16 protein-coding genes and 1 other annotated feature are annotated in these 20,514 nt (G+C 50.1%); of the genes, 1 reads left to right on the top strand and 15 read right to left on the bottom strand.

The window, feature by feature from the left end; all coding sequences use genetic code 11:
* Positions 1–59 precede the first annotated feature (59 nt).
* Complete coding sequence (locus tag ACFO4U_RS01115) at positions 60–1,262, bottom strand: bifunctional folylpolyglutamate synthase/dihydrofolate synthase (RefSeq protein ID WP_215244110.1); 1,203 nt, start codon at positions 1,260–1,262, stop codon at positions 60–62.
* 109 nt (positions 1,263–1,371) lie between these two features.
* On the opposite strand from ACFO4U_RS01115, the gene ACFO4U_RS01110 reads away from it, so the two are divergent.
* On the top strand, positions 1,372–2,808 hold the full coding sequence (locus ACFO4U_RS01110; RefSeq protein WP_215244111.1) for a protein adenylyltransferase SelO: 1,437 nt from the start codon (positions 1,372–1,374) through the stop codon (positions 2,806–2,808).
* Between the two features lie 60 nt (positions 2,809–2,868).
* On the opposite strand, the gene ACFO4U_RS01105 is transcribed toward ACFO4U_RS01110, so the two are convergent.
* The 14 genes from ACFO4U_RS01105 to tig all read right to left on the bottom strand — a co-directional run bounded on the left by ACFO4U_RS01105 (position 2,869) and on the right by tig (position 20,429).
* Positions 2,869–3,216, bottom strand: coding sequence for a short-chain dehydrogenase (locus ACFO4U_RS01105; protein WP_215244112.1), 348 nt, complete (start codon positions 3,214–3,216; stop codon positions 2,869–2,871).
* A gap of 423 nt (positions 3,217–3,639) precedes the next feature.
* A complete protein-coding gene (locus tag ACFO4U_RS01100; RefSeq protein ID WP_215244113.1) occupies positions 3,640–4,086 on the bottom strand; it encodes a GNAT family N-acetyltransferase in 447 nt (148 codons plus the stop codon).
* A gap of 46 nt (positions 4,087–4,132) precedes the next feature.
* On the bottom strand, positions 4,133–4,897 hold the full coding sequence (locus tag ACFO4U_RS01095; protein ID WP_215244114.1) for a hypothetical protein: 765 nt from the start codon (positions 4,895–4,897) through the stop codon (positions 4,133–4,135).
* Between the two features lie 95 nt (positions 4,898–4,992).
* A complete protein-coding gene (locus tag ACFO4U_RS01090; protein WP_215244115.1) occupies positions 4,993–7,644 on the bottom strand; it encodes a valine--tRNA ligase in 2,652 nt (883 codons plus the stop codon).
* A 58-nt stretch (positions 7,645–7,702) separates the two neighbouring features.
* Positions 7,703–7,924: a binding site (T-box leader), on the bottom strand.
* Positions 7,925–7,971: 47 nt separating this feature from the next.
* Positions 7,972–9,276 (bottom strand): glutamate-1-semialdehyde 2,1-aminomutase, encoded by a 1,305-nt coding sequence (gene hemL / locus ACFO4U_RS01085; RefSeq protein ID WP_215244116.1) that lies wholly within the window; start codon positions 9,274–9,276, stop codon positions 7,972–7,974.
* Entirely contained in the window at positions 9,273–10,253 is a 981-nt protein-coding gene (gene hemB / locus ACFO4U_RS01080) for a porphobilinogen synthase (protein WP_074037524.1), read from the bottom strand. Before hemB ends, hemL begins: the two co-directional genes overlap by 4 nt.
* Positions 10,250–10,882, bottom strand: coding sequence for a uroporphyrinogen-III synthase (locus ACFO4U_RS01075; protein ID WP_215244117.1), 633 nt, complete (start codon positions 10,880–10,882; stop codon positions 10,250–10,252). The genes hemB and ACFO4U_RS01075 overlap by 4 nt, the downstream gene beginning before the upstream one ends.
* 25 nt (positions 10,883–10,907) lie before the next feature.
* Entirely contained in the window at positions 10,908–11,825 is a 918-nt protein-coding gene (gene hemC / locus ACFO4U_RS01070; RefSeq protein WP_215244118.1) for a hydroxymethylbilane synthase, read from the bottom strand.
* Positions 11,826–11,877: 52 nt separating this feature from the next.
* Entirely contained in the window at positions 11,878–13,224 is a 1,347-nt protein-coding gene (gene hemA, locus ACFO4U_RS01065) for a glutamyl-tRNA reductase (protein ID WP_074037529.1), read from the bottom strand.
* Between the two features lie 185 nt (positions 13,225–13,409).
* The gene (locus ACFO4U_RS01060; protein WP_196430413.1) at positions 13,410–14,579 is read right to left on the bottom strand and encodes an AI-2E family transporter; all 1,170 of its coding nucleotides are present in this window, start codon (positions 14,577–14,579) and stop codon (positions 13,410–13,412) included.
* A gap of 110 nt (positions 14,580–14,689) precedes the next feature.
* Complete coding sequence (yihA, locus tag ACFO4U_RS01055) at positions 14,690–15,283, bottom strand: ribosome biogenesis GTP-binding protein YihA/YsxC (RefSeq protein ID WP_015881115.1); 594 nt, start codon at positions 15,281–15,283, stop codon at positions 14,690–14,692.
* Positions 15,284–17,584 (bottom strand): endopeptidase La, encoded by a 2,301-nt coding sequence (lon, locus tag ACFO4U_RS01050; protein WP_074037530.1) that lies wholly within the window; start codon positions 17,582–17,584, stop codon positions 15,284–15,286.
* Positions 17,585–17,656: 72 nt separating this feature from the next.
* Complete coding sequence (gene clpX / locus ACFO4U_RS01045; protein ID WP_015881113.1) at positions 17,657–18,925, bottom strand: ATP-dependent protease ATP-binding subunit ClpX; 1,269 nt, start codon at positions 18,923–18,925, stop codon at positions 17,657–17,659.
* A 211-nt stretch (positions 18,926–19,136) separates the two neighbouring features.
* The gene (gene tig, locus ACFO4U_RS01040; protein ID WP_015881112.1) at positions 19,137–20,429 is read right to left on the bottom strand and encodes a trigger factor; all 1,293 of its coding nucleotides are present in this window, start codon (positions 20,427–20,429) and stop codon (positions 19,137–19,139) included.
* Positions 20,430–20,514: the final 85 nt, after the last annotated feature.

Raw genomic sequence — 20,514 nt, 5'->3', positions numbered from 1 at the left:
TAATTATCCCACCCACTTGAAAAAATATACATCTATTTCTTTGACATCAGGTAAATGTTTTAGCTTAGGAAACGTCTCACTTCACTGATGAAATAAAGAGACCCGGTCACAATCAACGTCTCGCTTGTCGGCGACTCGACCCAATTCTGTAGCCATGCTTTCCATTCGACAAAGCGCGCCCCATCTTTCTCTAGTTGGGCTTTCGTTCTAGCACGCGGAAAGTCAAATGTCGTTTCGTAAACGTCTCCAATTTCTTGAAGCGCGTGAATCATCTTGTCACGGTCTTTATCTTCTAAAATCGCCGTCAACACTGCCACGTCTGTCTCATATTTGGCTTGTAAAACCAAGGCCTCGATGCCTTCCGGATTATGTGCCCCGTCTAAAATGATACGCGGTCGTTTGGAGACGAGCTCATACCGCCCAGGATGCCGTGCTCGCTCGAGACCTCTTCGGATTGCGTCATCACTCCAGCCGAGGTGACGCGCAACCGCCACGGCGCACGCCCCGTTGTATGCTTGATGATGCCCCGTCAAGCCGAGCACGACAGATGGCGTATCCTCATACGTCACGACGGTCTCTGCCCCGTCCACAATCTTCTTCACGATTGGACGAACATCTTGAATGGAAGAACCTACATCGTCCCCTCTTTGATGCAACAACTCAATCAACGATTTCTTCTCGATACTATGGAACATCGGCACGCCACGTTTCATGATGCCGTACTTTTCCAGCGCAATTTCTTCAAGCGTATCGCCGAGAATCCCTTGATGGTCATGTCCAATTGACGTGACGATCGTCGCGAGTGGCTGCTTCAATACGTTCGTCGAATCGAGACGGCCCCCGAGACCGACTTCCCAAATGATCAAGTCTGGACGTGTGTCATCAAAATAGCACCATGCCATCATCGTCAAGAGTTCGAACTCCGTCAACGTCTCTGGTGCTTTGTCCGCACACGTTTTGACTCGATTTGCCACGTCGACGAGCGCGTCTTCCGGAATCGGTTCGCCGTTCAACATGATTCGCTCCTCGAACTGAATGATATAAGGGGAAGTGAATGTGCCGACGGATAAGCCGTTCTCCATCGCCATCGCCCGTAAAAACGCGACGGTCGACCCTTTTCCGTTCGTCCCGGCCACATGGATGGATCGGCGTTCTTCTAACCCTAACTGCTCAATCATCCAGCTCATCCGCTCAAGACCCGGTTTGATCCCGAAGCGAAGCTGTCCACTCAACCAATCGAATACATCTTGTCTCGTCTTCATCTTCCACACTCCTACTGTTTACACTTCTGTTTCATCTTATCAAAATTCACGACAGCCGTTATGGAAAACAGTCTGTGCTATACTCGAAGCGAAGAAGGAGGCATGCGCCATGACAACTGACTGGAACTTCGAGGCGACTTACCTCGAACTACGTGACATCTTTTACGACCGTGGGCCCATCCATCCGGTCGACAATCCGACACTCGTCTTGTTTAACGATCCATTAGCCGCTTCGCTCGGCCTTGATGCGCAAAGCCTCAAACAAGACATCGATTTACTTGCCGGCAATCGTCAAACAGAGACGTCTTTCTCACAAGCATACGCTGGACACCAATTCGGCAACTTGACGATGCTCGGGGACGGACGCGCCCTCATGCTCGGGGAACATGTGACTCCGAACGGGAAGCGTGTCGATGTGCAACTGAAGGGTTCTGGACCGACGGAGTATTCTAGAGGGGGCGACGGACGAGCCGCACTCGGGCCAATGGTACGCGAGTTCATCATCAGCGAGGCGATGCACGCCCTCGGCATTCCGACGAACCGGGCGCTCGCCGTCGTTCAGACAGGGGAAGCCATCATGCGTCAAGGTCCGAAGCATGGAGCGATCCTGACTCGGGTCGCCTCAAGTCATCTTCGTGTCGGAACATTCCAATTCGCAGCAGGCGCCGGCTCCATCGATGACGTCATCGCTCTTACTGAAGTAGCAATCAAACGACACGATCCAGACTTGATCGATGCAACGAATCGCTATGAACAATTCCTCGGACGCGTCGTCGAAAGACAGGCGAGACTGATTGCCAACTGGCAACTCATCGGGTTCATTCATGGGGTGATGAATACGGACAATATGTTCATCAGCGGAGAAGGTCTAGATTACGGACCATGCGCGTTCATGGACACGTATCATCCGGAGACGGTCTTCAGCTCGATCGACCGAGAGGGACGTTACGCCTATGCGAATCAACCATATATCGGGTCTTGGAACCTCGCCCGACTGGCGGAGACGTTGCTGCCGCTCCTTGGCGAAACGAAAGAAGAAGCGGTTGATGTCGCGAACAAGCAACTCACCCGTTATACCGAGTTGTATAAAGAAGCGTACTTTACCGGACTCGCACATAAGATTGGCCTATTCGTCCGAAAAGATGGTGACGATGAGCTAACGGATGAACTGCTTCGCTTGATGATGGAGACGGAGGCAGATTATACGAATACGTTCCGTTCGCTGACGCTTGGTGAGAGTGAATCTCTCCCATTCTCAACCCGGGAAGATGGGAAGGCGTGGATTGACGCTTGGCAGAAACGTTTGAGTGAGCAAGGTCTCCCGGACGAGGACGTCAGTCGAATCATGCGCCAATATAACCCGGCCGTCATTCCCCGAAATCATCATGTTGAAAAAGCGATTCAAGCAGCAGAACGCGGTGACTTCGGACCGACCGAGTCACTACTCACCATTTTGCGTGACCCATATAACTACGACAAACCGGCTGAATATATATCGGCAGGTCCACCACGAACGTATCCGTATCAAACGTTTTGTGGCACGTGATAAAACAATCCCTCGAACACTTCAATCTGTTCGAGGGATTGTTTTACCTTACATTTTAATTCAAAGACCAAAATGAATCATATCTTTCCCTTCATCTCGCGCCTTGATAATTTTTATAATCAGCTGCCCCAATTCCGAAGTTGCCTGATTGTTCATTCTATTCAACACGACTTCAAAAAAGAATGATAAAGATGCATGCGGAATCAATGTAATGCCGCACTCATCCAATCCATGGCCAGGACAATGATATGAGTGAAAGAATGTGCGCATGTCACTTAACTGTTCAATCCATTGCTCCACTTCTTCCCCATCCACCACAACACATCCGTATCTTTCCGGTATATACTGCACATGAAGCTCTTCCCCATGAATGGAATCGATTATTCCAAATTCGTGATAATAAGACACAATACTCCCCCCATATCTTTATATACCAAAATGAACTACATCCATTCCTTCGCGTTGAGCTGAGAGAATGAGGGTTGCCAAGTCATTCAACTCCTCGGCATGATTGAAGATTGTGATTCTATGACAATCTCGTAAAGATGTGGCAAAGATTCGTTTGGGATAATGGTTATGCCGTGATAACACAATCCAAACCGAAGGCGATCGTATGAATGATAGTAGGTACGTACAATCGAACGCGCCTCCATCAATTCCTGGATCAATTCGTCATGAACCTTCGTATATGTAGGATGATTTGATACGTAGATTGGTAAATCTAACTCTCGATGCCATGTATCGAATTCATGGATTGGCAAAATATATGACGTCCTTCCATCGTTTTTTCTGCTCCAATTTGAATTTGAAAAATGCTTTCTTTATCTCCTACTAAATGGACTTATAATAGCCTGTCCCTGTTCCATCAAAGCCCATCTTTTTGTAGAATACGTGTGAACCCGTTCGTCGATTTCCTGTATTGACCGCTATTTTCATTATGCCATGTTGATGTGCCCACTCTTGAACATGATTCACTAAAGAAGCCCCTATCCCATTTTTTTGATGAGATGCCTTCACTACAAGAGCAATGATTCGAATGTAGGATGCATCTACTTCATAAGACACTCCTCTAAAAAAACCAATCATCCCTACAATTTCTTGATTTTCCACCGCTACAAATGTGTGATAATTCGAATCTTGTTGAATATTCATCAAACGGATTGCCATCTGCTTTTCTGTAGTCGGGTATCCCAACTCTCCCATTAATTCTGACAGTGCAGCTACATCATTCATTTCAGCAGTACGAATTCGTAGAATCATTTCCTTTCGATTGAGCAACAGGCCCCCTCCTTTTCATCGGTTCTATAAGTGTGCGTGTTCATCTTTACTCCGGATCATGAAACGGAAACGATACAGACGAAGGTTCCGGTAGCGAGTCAGTGAGTACCAATAACTCTTCTTCTGAGATATTTCCTGTCACGATAATCAGTCTTCCTTGTGATAAATAGTATAAACCGTTCCCATATGATTGTTCCAAAACATACGGTTCTGGCTGTTCCGACATCTCCCCTTCTACTTCAGTGAAAGAATCCGTCACAATGATACTGATGAGGCGTGTCTCGTCATATAACGTCCAAAGCTTCACCGACCAATCGCTACCTGAATAATCCGTACTGATGGCCTCCATCTCTTTATTAGGAAGATCTAATCCGTGAACGAACGCTGATGATGTTTCTGGAATCCCGAAACGTTGCATTCCACGCTGCGCCCACTCATTTCTCACATCGTAAATGAATACGCCAAACGGGTTCTCACGGTCAGGGACGGTCATCGCAACTAAACCAATTCCTCCGACCATCGTCTCCGTTAAAATGTGATCTTTCGATAAATGTCTCGTCGACCCATCTTCATATTGAAGGGTCGTTTGTGCCACAACGGCATCTGAAATCTGTTTCGTTCTTGCTGGCACTTCAACAATCGTCGTCCCCGTCACTTCTACGTCTGGAAATTGGGATTCATCAATCACTCTCTCCTTCTCAATCTCTTCCACATCCATCACATCCACTGTTTCGATAGATTTCGTCTCTTTTGGTGTCATACACCCCGCTAGTCCCAAGACAAGAATACATATTACCCCGATTCGTCTCATCTCATATCCCCTTTTCTACGCCCATATCTCCAAATTCTACCAAAACACAAAAAAAACCTTCTTCAGAGAATCAATCTCCAAAGAAGGTGTGAGTCTTACTTACGCAACTCTTCCAAACGGGCGCGGACCGCGTCACGCTTGTCGAGGTAGTCTTTTTCTTTTGCTTTCTCTTCGTCGATGACGTGAGCCGGCGCCTTGGCGATGAAGCCTTGGTTTCCGAGTTTCTTCTGCACGCGCTCGACTTCTTTCTCATACTTCGCCACTTCTTTTTCAAGACGAGCGATTTCTTCTTCGAAGTTGATGAGGTCTGCGAGCGGGATGAAGAGCTCTGCTCCCGTCATGATTGCTGACATCGACTTGTCCGGGGCCGTGAGACCACGTCCGATTTCAAGCTCTGTCGCATTCGTGAACTTGCCGATCGTCATTTCATTCGCGCTCAAGTAACCTTGTGTCGCATCATCGCTCGTCGAGATGAAGAGCTGAATTGGTTTCGACATCGGTGCGTTCACTTCGGCACGGATGTTACGAACCGAGCGGATGACGTTCATCACAGCTTCAAACGCTGGAACCGAATCCGCAAAGTGAAGGTCGTCACGACTCGTCGGGTAGCTTGCACGAACGATTGAATCGCCTTCGTGCGGCAAGTGTTGCCAAATTTCTTCTGTGAGGAACGGCATGAACGGATGCATGAGACGCATGATCGAATCGAGCGTATGCGCGAGGACCGAACGTGTCGTGTGCTTCGCCGCTTCGTCCTCACCGTAGAGCGTGAGTTTCGCCATCTCGATGTACCAGTTACAGAACTCTTCCCAGATGAAGTTGTACAAGTAACGACCGGCTTCACCGAACTCGTACTTGTCGACGAGGCGTGTCACTTGGTCAATCGTGTCGTTCAAGCGTGTCAAGATCCACTTGTCAGCAAGCGTCTTCTCACCCGTTAGGTCGATGTCTTCGACTTTGAGTCCATCCATGTTCATGAGCGCGAAACGACTTGCGTTCCAAATCTTGTTCGCAAAGTTCCATGTCGACTCGATCTTCTCCCAATAGAAACGAAGGTCGTTCCCTGGTGTCGAACCTGTGAGGAGGAACCAACGGAGTGAATCCGCTCCATACTGGTCGATGACTTCCATCGGGTCAACGCCGTTACCGAGTGATTTCGACATCTTGCGTCCTTCCGAGTCACGGATGAGACCGTGGATGAGGACGTCGTTGAACGGTTGCTTCCCTGTGAACTCGAGTGATTGGAAGATCATCCGTGATACCCAGAAGAAGATGATGTCGTATCCCGTGACGAGCGCGCTCGTCGGGAAGTAACGGTTGAAGTCCGGTGCGTCCGCATCCGGCCAGCCCATTGTTGAGAACGGCCAAAGTGCTGACGAGAACCATGTGTCGAGGACGTCTTCGTCTTGTGTCCAGTTCTCACTGTCCGCTGGCGCTTCTTTCCCTACATACACTTCTCCTGTTTCGTTATGGTACCAAGCCGGGATGCGGTGGCCCCACCAAAGTTGACGGCTGATACACCAGTCGCGGATGTTCTCCATCCAACGGAGGTATGTGCCTTCGAAGCGTTCTGGGACGAAGTTGACTTTCGTGTCGTCGTTTCCTTGTGCCTCAAGTGCCGCTTTCGCGAGTGGCTCCATGTCAACAAACCATTGTTTCGAAAGGTATGGCTCGATGACTGCGCCTGAACGCTCTGAGTGACCAACCGAGTGCGTGTGCGGCTCAATCTTCACGAGTGTGCCGTCCGCCTCAAGGTCTTTGACGAGTTGCTTGCGGCATTCGAAGCGGTCGAGCCCTTCGTACTTACCAGCATTCTCGTTCATCTTCCCGCCTTCATCCATGACGAGGATGCGTGGAAGCTCGTGGCGGTTTCCGATTTCAAAGTCGTTCGGGTCGTGTGCTGGCGTGATCTTCACGCAACCTGTACCGAACTCCATGTCGACATAGTCGTCGGCAACGATCGGGATTTCACGGTTCATGACTGGAAGCATGATCGTCTTGCCGATGAGGTGTGTGTAACGCTCATCTTTCGGGTTGACGGCAACCGCCGTATCACCGAGCATCGTCTCGGGACGTGTCGTCGCGATCTCGATGTGACCCGAACCGTCAGCGAGTGGGTATTTCATGTGATAGAATGCACCCTCGACTTCTTGGTAAATGACCTCGATATCTGAAACGGCCGTCTTTTGAGCCGGGTCCCAGTTAACGATGTATTCGCCACGGTAAATCAAGCCTTTTTCATAAAGACGGACGAATACTTCTTGAACGGCTTTTGAGAGCCCTTCGTCGAGTGTGAAGCGCTCACGCGAGTAGTCGAGACCGAGACCAAGTTTTGACCATTGGTCGCGAATCGTCTTCGCGTACTCGTCTTTCCATTCCCACGTCTTCTCGAGGAACTTCTCACGTCCGAGGTCGTAACGCATGACGCCTTCTTCACGGAGTTTTTGCTCGACTTTCGCTTGTGTCGCGATTCCGGCGTGGTCCATCCCTGGGAGCCAGAGCACGTCATAGCCTTGCATACGCTTGAGACGTGTCAACAAGTCTTGAAGCGTCGTGTCCCAGGCGTGACCGAGGTGAAGTTTCCCGGTAACGTTCGGTGGTGGGATGACAATCGTGTACGGTTGTTTCGAATCGTCCTCGTCTGCTTTAAATACATCGTTCTCTAACCAGTAGTCGTACCATTTTGACTCCGTCGCACTTGGGTCGTACTTCGTCGGCATGGTGATTTCATTTGTCTCATGGGCCATGTGTAGCGCCTCCTCTATCTTATTGGTGAACACAAAAACGGCTTCTCTCGTCCTATATGCTAAGGACGAAAGAAGCCGTGATCTTCCGCGGTACCACCTTAGTTCGCCAAAAAATGGCGCCCTCAAAATCGAATAACGGTCGATGGACCGAACTTTCCTACTCCATTCAGAAAGTCAGCTCCGAGGCGACTTCCGCGTCCATCCCTCGCAACCTTTCACCAAGCGGTCGCGTCTCTAAAAGGAATGGAGTATGCGTACTACTCCTCATCAAAGCCATTCATCGTATCTGTTAAATAATTGTAGCGACAGAAACGTCAGCAGTCAAGATTAGAGTGAAAACTCTTCTTGAAGCTCCTTGAACGTCGCCCCGACCGCTGCGATCGTCTTCTCGATATCCTCGTCCGTATGAGCCGTCGATAGGAACAATCCTTCGAACTGTGACGGTGGCAAGAAGACGCCGCGCGCCGCCATCTTCTGATAGTACGAACGGAACATCTCGAGGTTTGCCGACTTCGCTTTCTCGAAGTTCGTCACTTTCTCGTTCGTGAAGAAGAAACCGAACATCGAGCCAGCACGGTTCGTGTCGTGTGGGATGTTGTATTTCTCACCAGCCTGCGTGAAGCCTTCCGCGAGACGGTCTGCTTTACGCTCGAACTCGGCGTAGTGCTCAGGTTTGAGTTGCGAGAGTGTCGTGTAGCCGGCAATCATCGCGAGAGGGTTACCCGAGAGCGTACCTGCTTGATAGATTGGACCTTGCGGTGCGATCTGTTCCATGATTTCACGTTTCCCGCCGTAAGCGCCGACCGGAAGTCCGCCGCCGATGACTTTCCCGAGACATGTGAGGTCCGGTGTGACACCGAAGTACCCTTGTGCACAGTTGTATCCGACACGGAAGCCCGTCATTACCTCATCAAAGATGAGAAGCGCGCCGTTTTGTTCCGTGATTTCACGAAGTCCTTCGAGGAATCCTGGTTGTGGTGGCACGAAGCCCATGTTTCCTGCGGCCGGTTCGACGATGACCCCAGCGAGGTCGTCTCCGTATTTCTCAAATGCGACGCGGACTGCGTCCAAATCATTGTAAGGAACCGTGAGCGTATGGCTCGCGAGCTCTTTCGGTACACCTGGTGAGTCTGGAAGACCGAGCGTCGCGACGCCAGACCCGGCTTTGATGAGAAGCGAGTCACCGTGTCCGTGGTAACATCCTTCGAATTTCAAAATCTTTGTCTTTCCGGTATAGCCGCGTGCGAGGCGAAGTGCCGCCATCGTAGCTTCCGTTCCCGAGTTGACCATGCGGACCATCTCGATCGATGGGACACGGTCGATGACGAGTTCTGCCATCTTCGTTTCAAGCTCGGTCGGCGTCCCGAACGTCCAGCCTTTTTCAGCTTGTTCTTGGATCGCTTTCGTGACGACCGGATCACGGTGACCGAGGATGAGTGGTCCCCATGAGAGGACGTAATCGATATATTCATTGCCATCGATGTCATAGACGCGTGAGCCTTCACCACGTTCGGCGAAAATTGGCGTCATCCCGACCGATTTATAGGCACGGACCGGGCTGTTGACACCGCCTGGCATTAGTGGACGAGCTTGTTCGAACGCTTCCTGTGAGCGCGTTTGGTTGTATGTCATGCGTAGTCTCCTTCCAAATAGCGACAGACGTCTTTTGCGAAATACGTGACGATGAGATCGGCACCGGCACGTTTGAATCCGACCATCGTCTCCATGACGATGCGTTCTTCATCGACCCAGTCGTTGAGTGACGCGGCTTTGATCATCGCATACTCACCGCTCACGTTATACGCTACGATTGGCATATCGAGTGAGTCGCGCATGTCACGGATAATGTCCATGAACGCGAGAGCCGGTTTGACGATCATGAAGTCGGCACCTTGTTCGACGTCCGATTGTGACTCACGGAACGCCTCACGACGGTTCGCCGGGTCCATCTGATACCCTTTACGGTCGCCTTCACCAGGAGCCGATTGGGCTGCGTCACGGAACGGTCCGTAATACGCAGACGCATATTTGACGCCGTAGCTCATGATTGGAATGTGACTGAATCCGTTTTGGTCGAGACCTTCACGGATAGCTGCGACGAATCCATCCATCATCGAGCTCGGTGCGATGACATCGGCACCCGCTTGTGCTTGCGTAATGGCTGTCTGGACGTGAAGTGGAAGTGATGCGTCGTTATCGACGTCCCCATCCTTCACGAGACCACAGTGACCTGTCGACGTGTACTCACAAAGGCACGTATCGGCGATGACCGTGAGCTGTGGCGCCCACTCCTTCACTTTACGAATCGCTTCTTGGACGATGCCGTGGTCATGATACGCTTCGCTGCCTTCCGGGTCTTTATGTTCCGGCACACCGAACAAAAGCACAGATTGGAGACCGAGGTCGACGATTTCTTTGATCTCTTCTTCGAGTCGGTCAAGTGAATAATTGAAGACGCCTGGCATCGAGCTGACTTCACGTTTAATATTAGTCCCTTCAATGATGAAGAGCGGGTAAATCAAATCTTCTTTTCGAACATGATTTTCACGTACGAGGGCACGCATCGACTTCGATGAGCGAAGACGACGGTGACGGTCAAACTGGTTCATGAAAAATCCTCCCCTACACACTGTATTAATGCATCCATAGTATAACATTCTGGCACTCGTACCGGTAATGTCGACACTTGTCGGACGGCGCGTTCGGTCACTTCGCCAATGGCGTACCACGTCCCGTTGAAGTGGGACAAGTGTGGTGTGAGCGCATCGACGGCCGACGGACTCAGGACGAGTAACGCCTTCACCGTCTCGAGTTGTTGTTGTTGGTCCGAGGTCAATCGGATTGGAACCGTCTCATAGACGACCCAGTCCTGTACATGAGGCAACATCGACATATGGGACGTGTTCGCCAAATTGCCACGTGCAAACAAGACGACATCATCGGTCGAAACAACGTCAGATAACTGCTCAAAAAGCGCCTCACCCGTATACGTCTCCGGCATGAGCGAGACGGTAAAGCCCTCCGCTTCAAGCGCCCGCTTCGTCTTCTCTCCGACAGCGGCGACCTTGACGTCACGCGTCAGATTCCGAAGGGCTTGCACCGCGTTTTGACTCGTGACGACGAGCCAATCGAATCGTTCCACGGGTGGCGGTGTATGCGTCTCTCTCGTCTGAATGAGCGGGACATGATGAACGGAAAGACCGCTCGCCTCGAGCCGTGCCCGTTGCGAAGCGGTCATTCGTTTCGTTCCCGTGTACCAAACGTCACTCATTGACCGAGGCGAGGATTTCACGCCCGCCACGACCGAGCAATTCTTCTGCTACGTCCATTCCGAGTGCGATTCCGTCCGTTGACGTTTTCGTCACGCGAAGCACTTCTTTCCCGTCCACTGACGCGATGAGACCTGTCAGTGTCACGTCGTCACCGTCGACCGTCGCATAACCGCCGACCGGTACGTGACAACTTCCTTCAATCGCTTTTAAGAAAGTACGCTCCGCTGTAGCCGCTTTCGCCGTCACATCATCATGCAACAATTGAAGCACTGCCGTCACTTCTGCGTCGTCCTTGCGGCTCTCGATGGCGAGTACGCCTTGTCCGACAGCAGGTACCATGACGTCCGGGTCAAGCGCTTCGAAGTTGACACGATCTGTCCACCCCATCCGTTCAAGTCCGGCTTTCGCGAGCAAGATGGCATTGTAGTTCTCGGAGTCTAACTTCTTCAGACGCGTGTCGATGTTTCCACGAATCCATTGAATCTCAAGGTCAGGACGGGCTGCCAAGATTTGAGCACCACGACGGAGTGAGCTCGTTCCGACAATCGAACCTTTTGGAAGCGTCTCGAACGTGTAGCCGTTCTCACAGATGAGGACGTCACGCGCATCGACACGTTTCGGCATGCAGCTAATATAGAGTTCTTCTGGTAGTTCGGCCGGAACGTCTTTCATGCTGTGTACGGCGAAATCGATGTCCCCATCGAGCATCTGTTGTTGAATCTCTTTGACGAACAACCCTTTCCCACCGACTTTCGACAATTGCACGTCGACGATTTGGTCACCTTTCGTCACGATTTCTTTAATCTCGAACTCGTTCTTTGCTCCAGCTTGCTTCAACTGCTCGATGACCCATTTTGTTTGAGTCATGGCGAGTTGGGAACGGCGTGAGCCGACAATGATTTTCCGCATGTTCAATCTCTCCTTCATAGAAAAAGGCGACACGCGTCGCCTTTTTGTCTTGTTAGCGCATCAATGCGCGAAGTGGTGCTTTGGCAGAAGTGGCATCTGTTTCTTCCACTTCGTCTACAGGTTGTTCCGGCAACTCGACATCAAGTCCGAACGTCTCGATGAATTGAGCGATTCGAACGTTCGCGTCCGGTTGAGCCGCTGCATCTTTAATGTAGTCAATCGGGTCACGAAGCATTTGATTGATGATCGACTTCATGTGCTTCCCGATGACTTTCTTGTCTCGTGCTGACAAATGGTCGAGCTTACGCTCAAGACTCGTCATCGTATCTTCTTGAATATCAAGGGCACGAGCACGCAACTCGTTCATGATTGGCACGACACCAAGCGTGATGAGCCATGTTTGGAACTCTTGAATCGCTTCATCGATTTTCATTTCAATCTTTTCAGCCTCGACGAGACGCGCTTCAAGATTTTTGTTTACGATTCCATTCAAATCATCGACATCGAACAAATGCACACCCGGAAGTGTCGCGACCGCTGGATCGATATCTCGCGGCACAGCGATGTCAATGAGAAGAAGCGGACGTTCGCGGCGCAGCAACTGTGCAGCCGCTACATCGTCGTATCCAATGACGGCATCCTTCGCCCCGGTCGAACTAATCAAAATATCTGCATCAAGTAATCCACATGCGATCTCACGAATCGAATGGGCACGGCCTTTGAACTTATCCGCTACAGCTTTTGCTTTGCTCTCCGTCCGGTTGAAGACAGCGATTTGTTTCGCACCAGCTTCAAATAAGTTGAGTGTCGTCAATTCACCCGTCTCACCGGCTCCGACGACGACGACTTGTTTGTCTTCAAGCTGTTGATACATCTCTTGTGCGAGCGTCACGGCAGCCGAACTGACCGATACAGACATTTCCCCAATTTGCGTGTCCGTATGGGCGCGCTTGGCGAGTGTAACCGCTTCTTTGAATAATTTGTTGAAGACCGTTCCTGTCGTTCCATGCTCCTGGGCACGGAAGAAACTCGTCTTCACTTGACCTAAAATTTGTGTTTCCCCGATGATCATCGAGTCGAGGCCCGACGTTACACGGAACAAGTGGCGAATCGCCTCTTCCCCTTCTCGAATCGACAAGTATGGTGTGAACTGCTCCATCTCTAAGTTGAACCAGTTCGCCAAGAAACGTTTCGTGTAATAACGTCCAGTATGGAGTTGATCTGTCACGACGTACAGCTCTGTCCGGTTACACGTAGACAAAATAACCGACTCGAAAATGCTCTTCTCTTCGCGAAGTGCAATCATCGCATCCACGATTTCTTGCTCCCCAAACGAGAACTGCTCCCGAATCGCGACAGGGGCTGTCTTGTTATTTAGTCCAACGACGACAATATGCATGTATCTCTTCCCCTCATCTAAAATCCACCGACGGTTATCTCTTCTTTATTTCAATCTCTACCGTACATTATAACAGTTCTTATCTGGTAACTATAATCTTCTGTTTGATTTTCCTGAAATAAAATAAGAACTTTTTGTGACAAAAAGAAGTAGAAATGGCGAAACTCCATTCCTACCCTTTCTTCTTATAGATTTGGCGAGTTCGGGTCCGTGATAATCGAACTCTCAGGTTCCTCTTTGTCCAAATAATGTTCTCGTTCTCGTAATTTATAGATGCGAACGATATTCTGGACAACCGTTTTGGCGACCGCATAAAACGGTACAGCGATGAGCATTCCGATGATACCAGCCAAATTTCCGGCTACGAGCAAGACGATGATGATCGTGAGCGGGTGTACTTTTAACGACTTCCCTTGAATGAGTGGCGAGATGACGTTCGACTCAATCTGTTGCACGACGATGATGACAACGATGACCCATAATACCTTGATTGGATCTTGAATGAATGCCACGACCACTGCCGGTGCAGCCCCTAGGAACGGTCCAACGTAAGGGATAATATTTGTTACCATCATGAAGAGTGCGAGCAAGATGGCATAATCTACACCGACGATCCAGAGACCAATCAGTGACGTGATTCCAACGAAGAATGCGACGAGCAACTGAGCGTTGACGTAACTCCGCACCGTCTCGTGCATGTCATGCAAGATGTGACGCGTTTCCTTTTCATAGCTCGATGGGAGCAATTTGACGATTGCGTCCGGTAGACGTTTCCCGTCAAGCAACATGTAGAGAAGCATGAACGGGATAACGACGATCGTGATGACCGCTGACGTCACGAATCCGACGACTTGACCGAATGATGAGGCAATGTTTCCGAATAAGTCTCCTAAGTACGACGTGATGTTCGTCGTCAAGTTACGGAACATCTCGTCATTTTCTGCCATGAAGCGTGCAAAGAACTCATTTTGTAGCAACGTGTCACGGACAGCGAACGCCTGTTTCTGAAGTTCTTTTGCGATACTCGGCATAGCGTTGACGAGCGACGTAATTTGTTCGCCTAAAACCGGTCCGAGAATACTGAAGACAAGTGTAAAAATAAGCACGAGTCCGATCAGTGTGATGGCTACAGCTAACGTTCGCTTCCCTTTTAAGCGTTTCTCTAAGAAGTCGACAATCCCGACCAGGAAATAAAAGAAGAGTCCGGCCACAATGAGTGGAACCGTGACGAGTGCCAAGATGACTTGAATCGGTTCAAACACGAATGAGATCTGTGTCCCGACCCAAATGACTAAAAAGATGGTCAGCGTCCAAAAGAGGGCGCGATACCATTTGTTTTCAAACATGCGTTGCATTTCTCCACCTCGTTTACAATGATGACCATGTACTAACTATGATTATACGATAATTACCCGCTTGCGGGCTGACAAAAACAAAAAGGCGAAGGAATCCCTTCGCCTTCTCCTTATTCGCCTTCTGTGATGAGTGCGTAAATCGCTTTCCATGCCTCGTCTTTTCCTTCTGCCGTTTCGGCCGAGAAGGCGACAAAACGGTCAGATGGATCGAATTGAAGCTTACGTTTCACCGCCGCCTCATGTTTTTGACGCTGACTCTTCTTGATTTTATCGAGCTTCGTTGCCACAACGATGACCGGAATCTCATAATGTTTCAAGAAATTGTACATCGTCACATCGTCACCCGTAGGATCATGACGGATATCGACGAGTAAGACGACGCCACGAAGCGCCTCTTGGCTCGTCAAGTACTGCTCCATCATGACGCCCCACTTCTCACGTTCCGTCTTCGAGACTTTCGCATATCCGTATCCCGGAACGTCAACGAACATGATTTCATCATTGATGTTGAAGAAGTTGAGGGTCTGTGTCTTCCCTGGTTTCGAAGACGTCCGTGCGAGCGCCTTCCGTTGGCAAATCTTATTGATGAACGACGATTTCCCGACGTTCGACCGCCCGGCAAGTGCCACTTCCGGCAATTCATGGACCGGGTAATGGTCTGGCGCGACGGCACTCGTCACGAACTCTGCTTTGTTGATCTTCATTTAATTTCCTCCAAATGCTACATCTAGTACTTCATCGAGTGTCGTCACGGGAACGAACGTCAATTTCTCACGAACCGTCTCTTGAATATCATCGATGTCTCGCTCATTATCTTTCGGAATGACGATGGTCGTCAACCCGGCTCGATGAGCAGCGAGCGCTTTTTCTTTCAATCCGCCGATTGGTAAGACACGTCCACGGAGTGTGATCTCACCTGTCATCCCGACATCACGATGGACTTTCTTCCCGGTCAATGCGGAAATTAAGGCTGTCGCAATCGTGATTCCTGCCGACGGTCCGTCTTTTGGCACGGCACCCTCTGGCACGTGAATGTGAATGTCTTGTCGCTCATAGAACGTCGGGTCAATCCCGAACCGCTCTGCGTTTGCACGGACATAGCTATATGCTGTTTGTGCCGACTCCTGCATCACATCACCGAGTTTACCCGTCAACTGAAGTTTGCCTTTCCCTGGAGCGAGCGCCACTTCGATTGTGAGCGTGTCGCCACCAAACGCCGTGTAGGCAAGGCCTGTCACCGCACCGATGGAGTCCTCGGTCTCCCCTTTTCCGTAGCGATACTTCGGCTTCCCGAGATACGTGATGATCGCCTTTTTCGAAATCGTGACCCGTTTCTTCTCCCCGATGGCGATTTGTTTCGCGGCTTTTCGGCAGAGTGATCCGATAACGCGTTCTAAGTTCCGGACGCCGGCTTCACGTGTGTAACGACGTACGACTTCATAGAGCGCATCTTCTTTGATCGTCAACTGACTCTTCTTCAATCCGTGCTCTGTCAACTGTTTCGGCACCAAGTGACGCTTCGCGATCTCTACTTTCTCAAGCTCCGTGTACCCACCGATTTGAATCAATTCCATCCGGTCAAGAAGCGGTGCTGGGATTTGTGAGACATCGTTCGCAGTTGCGATAAAGAGAACGTTTGACAAATCGAACGGTTCTTCGATGTAGTGGTCAGAGAAGGAGACGTTTTGTTCCGGGTCGAGTACTTCTAGCATCGCGGACGCCGGGTCCCCTCTGAAGTCAGAAGCCATCTTGTCGATCTCATCGAGCAAGAAGACCGGATTCTTGCTTTCCGCTTGCTTCAATCCGCGGATGATTCGTCCTGGCATCGCACCGATATACGTACGACGGTGCCCGCGGATTTCCGCCTCATCGCGCACACCACCGAGCGAGACGCGAACGAAGTGACGTTCAAGTGCCGACGCGATTGAGCGGGCGAGTGACGTCTTCCCGACCCCTGGAGGTCCGGCGAGACAGAGGATTGGTCCACGAAGCGAGTTCGTCAACTGACGGACGGCCAAATACTCGAGGATACGGTCTTTTACCGATTCTAAGCCGTAATGGTCATCGTCGAGGACGTCTGCCGCATGTTTCACGTCAAGCTTGTCTTCCGTCTCAATGCCCCATGGAAGAGAAGTGACCCAGTCGAGGTAGTTACGGATGACCGCATACTCCGGAGACGTCTGCGGCACGACGTTCAATCGTTCCGCTTCACGCATGACGTTCTTTCGCGTCGTCTCTGGCAAGTCGAGCGCCTCTAACTTCTCACGAAGGCGGTTCGGTTCTGACTCTTGCGTCTGGTCTCCGAGTTCTTGCTGAATCGTCTTCATCTGTTCCCGTAAGTAATACTCGCGCTGCGACTGCTCAATCGACTTCTTCGTCCGCTCGCGCATCTCTTGCTCGAGTTCGATCACTTCGACCTCATGTGCGATGATTTCAAGCAGTTCAAGCCCTCGTTTGACCGCATCTGCTTCTTCAAGCATCGCTTGGCGAAGTTCGACGTCGACATCGAGTTTTGACGTGATATAGTCTGTGAGCGATTCGAGTCGCTCATACATCTCGAAACGACGACGCTCATCTGGCGACATGCCCTTGATGTTTGCGACAAGTTTTCCGAACTGCTCTTTCAACAGACGGACGAGTGCTGTTCGTTCAACCTCTTCCCCTTCTACGAGTTCGACCGGTTCGATGTTGGCGAACCAACCTTCATCCGTCGATTCGACCGAGTCGACACGGACGCGCTCTTTCCCGACGATCCGAACCCGAATCGTCTCGTTCGACAGTTCACTCATCTTCGCGATGTGGACACGCGTTCCAACCGTGTATAAGTCTTCCGGTTCCGGTGACTCGTTCCCTGTTTCTTTCTGTGTCACGACAATCAAATCTGTTTCATGCTCCTTTGCGGCAAGGAGCGCCCGAAGGGATAACGGGCGTCCGACATCGATGGTCACACCGATGAGCGGATATACGACGACTCCTCGCAAAGGAAGGATTGGTAATTTTTCCATATACAACGCCTCCTGTGCAAAAAGGCCCAAAACTCGGATGTGCCGAGTGTTTGAGCCTTCTTCGTTAAAGAATTATGCTGTCTCTTTGTTGTCCCCTGTCTGTTCGACAGTACCGTCACGAAGGACGTATTTCGGACCGGCAAGACCCGTAATCGTTTCATCCGTGATGATGACTTTCTCGATATCGTCACGCGATGGGACAGTGAACATCACATCGAGCATCATTTCTTCGATAATCGAGCGGAGACCGCGCGCGCCAGTCTTACGTTTGATTGCAAGTTTGGCGATTTCGATCAATGCTTCGTCTGTGAACGTCAATTCGACATCGTCAAGCTCGAGCATTTTCTCGTACTGACGGACGAGAGCATTTTTCGGCTTCGTCAAGATTTCAACGAGCGCTTCTTCATCGAGTGTCGTGAGCGTCGCCATGACTGGCAAACGTCCGATGAACTCAGGAATCAAGCCGAATTTTTGAAGGTCTTCAGGGAGTGCGCGGGCGAGCAAGTCCTCTTGCGTCAACTCGCGATTCTCTTGGTCGTTTCCGAAACCGATGACTTTCTTCCCGATTCGGCGTTTGACGACCGATTCGATGCCGGCGAATGCGCCACCGACAATGAAGAGAATGTTTGTTGTGTCGATTTGGATAAATTCTTGATGCGGATGCTTACGTCCACCTTGTGGCGGTACGCTTGCTGTCGTGCCTTCAAGAATTTTAAGGAGCGCCTGCTGAACGCCTTCACCGGATACGTCACGCGTAATCGATGGGTTTTCAGACTTACGGGCAATCTTATCGATTTCATCGATGTAGATGATCCCTTTTTCAGCCTTCTCGACATCATAGTCAGCCGATTGAATCAATTTGAGCAAAATATTCTCAACGTCTTCCCCGACGTAACCTGCTTCCGTCAAGCTCGTCGCATCCGCGATTGCAAATGGGACGTTCAAGACGCGAGCCATCGTCTGAGCGAGAAGCGTTTTTCCGCTACCCGTTGGTCCAATCATGACGATGTTCGACTTCGCAAGTTCGACATCATCCGAACGGCCACCGGCGTTGATACGTTTATAGTGGTTATAGACAGCAACTGAAAGCGCACGTTTGGCGCGGTCTTGACCAATGACATAATCGTCTAGAATGTTACGAATCTCTTGTGGTTTTGGAATGTCTTTGAATTCAACTTCTTCCTCTACACCGAGCTCTTCCTCAACAATTTCATTGCAAAGTTCGATACATTCATCGCAAATGTATACGCCAGGACCGGCGACTAACTTACGAACTTGTTCTTGCGATTTTCCGCAAAACGAGCACTTGAGTTGCCCCTTTTCCTCGTTAAATTTGAACATTCGATACACCCCTTCTGTGGTGAAAATGGATGTAAGTGCGATAAATCGCGATTTGAATTTTCTGGTGCGATGCACCGCGAAAAGACATTTTACATCTCTGCGTTGAAATAATTGTAGCATGAACATATTGCGACTTCAAAGAATTACACATGCAATGTGCTGTGACAGAAAAAAGGACGACCGCTAGGCAGTCGTCCTTTCGAATATCAGCTTACTTCGCTTTACCGTTTTCAACGAGGATGTCGATCGCTTTACGGAATTTGAGGTCACCTTTAAGTGTCTCAAGTCCACCTTGCGGAGCGAGCATCGTACGGAGTTGGTCCGGGGCGATGTTGTAAAGTTTAGACATTTCTTCAAGCTCTTTCTCAGCATCTTCGTCAGATACTTCGATTGCTTCTTTGTCAGCGATTGCTTTCAAGACGAGACGAGCTTTTACGCGCTCTTCAGCTTGCTCTTTCATCTCTTCGCGCATTGCTTCTTCAGAAGTACCAGTGAGCTCGAAGTACATGTTAAGGTCGATTCCTTGTGAAGATACACGTGAACCGAACTCTTGTACCATGCGGTCAACTTCTTGTTCAACGAGAACTTCCGGTACGTCGATTGTCGCGTTAGCAGTTGCCTGCTCTACGAGTTGGTCGCGCATTGTACCTTCAGCTTCTTGTTTCTTACCAGCTTCTAAACGCTCACGGATGCTTGCTTTCAACTCGTCGAGTGTCGAAACAGACTCGTCGATGTCTTTTGCAAACTCGTCGTCGAGTTCAGGAACTTGTTTTGTTTTGACTTCGTGAAGTTTGACTTTGAATGTCGCTGGTTTACCCGCCAAGTTTTCAGCGTGGTACTCTTCAGGGAATGTTACTTCAACGTCTTTTTCTTCACCAGCAGTCATGCCGATCATTTGCTCTTCGAATCCTGGGATGAATTGACCAGAACCGATTTCGAGTGTGTAGTTCTCAGCTGTGCCGCCTTCGAACTGCTCACCGTCAGCGAAACCTGCGAAATCAAATACAGCTGTATCGCCGTTTTCGATTGCACCTTCTTTAACAGCTAGTTCTGCGCCTTGCTGTTGAAGTGCTTCAAGTTCTGCTGTTACTTCGTCTTCTGTTACTTCAGTTGAAACAGCTTCGTACTCGAGGCCTTTGTATTCGCCAAGCTCAGCTTCTGGCTCAACCACGAATGTCACTTTGAAAGCGACTGGTTTGCCTTTCTCGAGCGTGCCGTCTACATCGATGTTTTCGAGCGCGATTGGTTCGAAACCAGCTTCTTCAACCGCACCTTGGATTGTGTCGCGGTAGAGAATGTCGAGCGCATCTTGATAGAGTGCTTCTTCTCCATACATTTTGTTGAACATTGGGCGTGGCAATTTACCTTTACGGAAGCCAGGCACGTTCAAGTCTTTGACGACTGTTTTAAATGCGGCGTCAACTGCTTTATCAAAAGCTTCTGCAGGAGCTTCGTACGTGAGTACGCCTTGGCTACCTGATGTTTTTTCCCATTTTGCTGTCATGCTAAGTCCCTCCAACAATTCGTTTATACCGTACAAAAATGTACAACAATCCGTATTATAGCATAAATCCTCGGTAAGCACACAA

The sequence above is a fragment of the Exiguobacterium profundum genome, from assembly GCF_042652865.1.
Lineage (GTDB): Bacteria > Bacillota > Bacilli > Exiguobacteriales > Exiguobacteriaceae > Exiguobacterium > Exiguobacterium profundum.
This window is presented reverse-complemented; position numbering and strand designations above follow the sequence as displayed.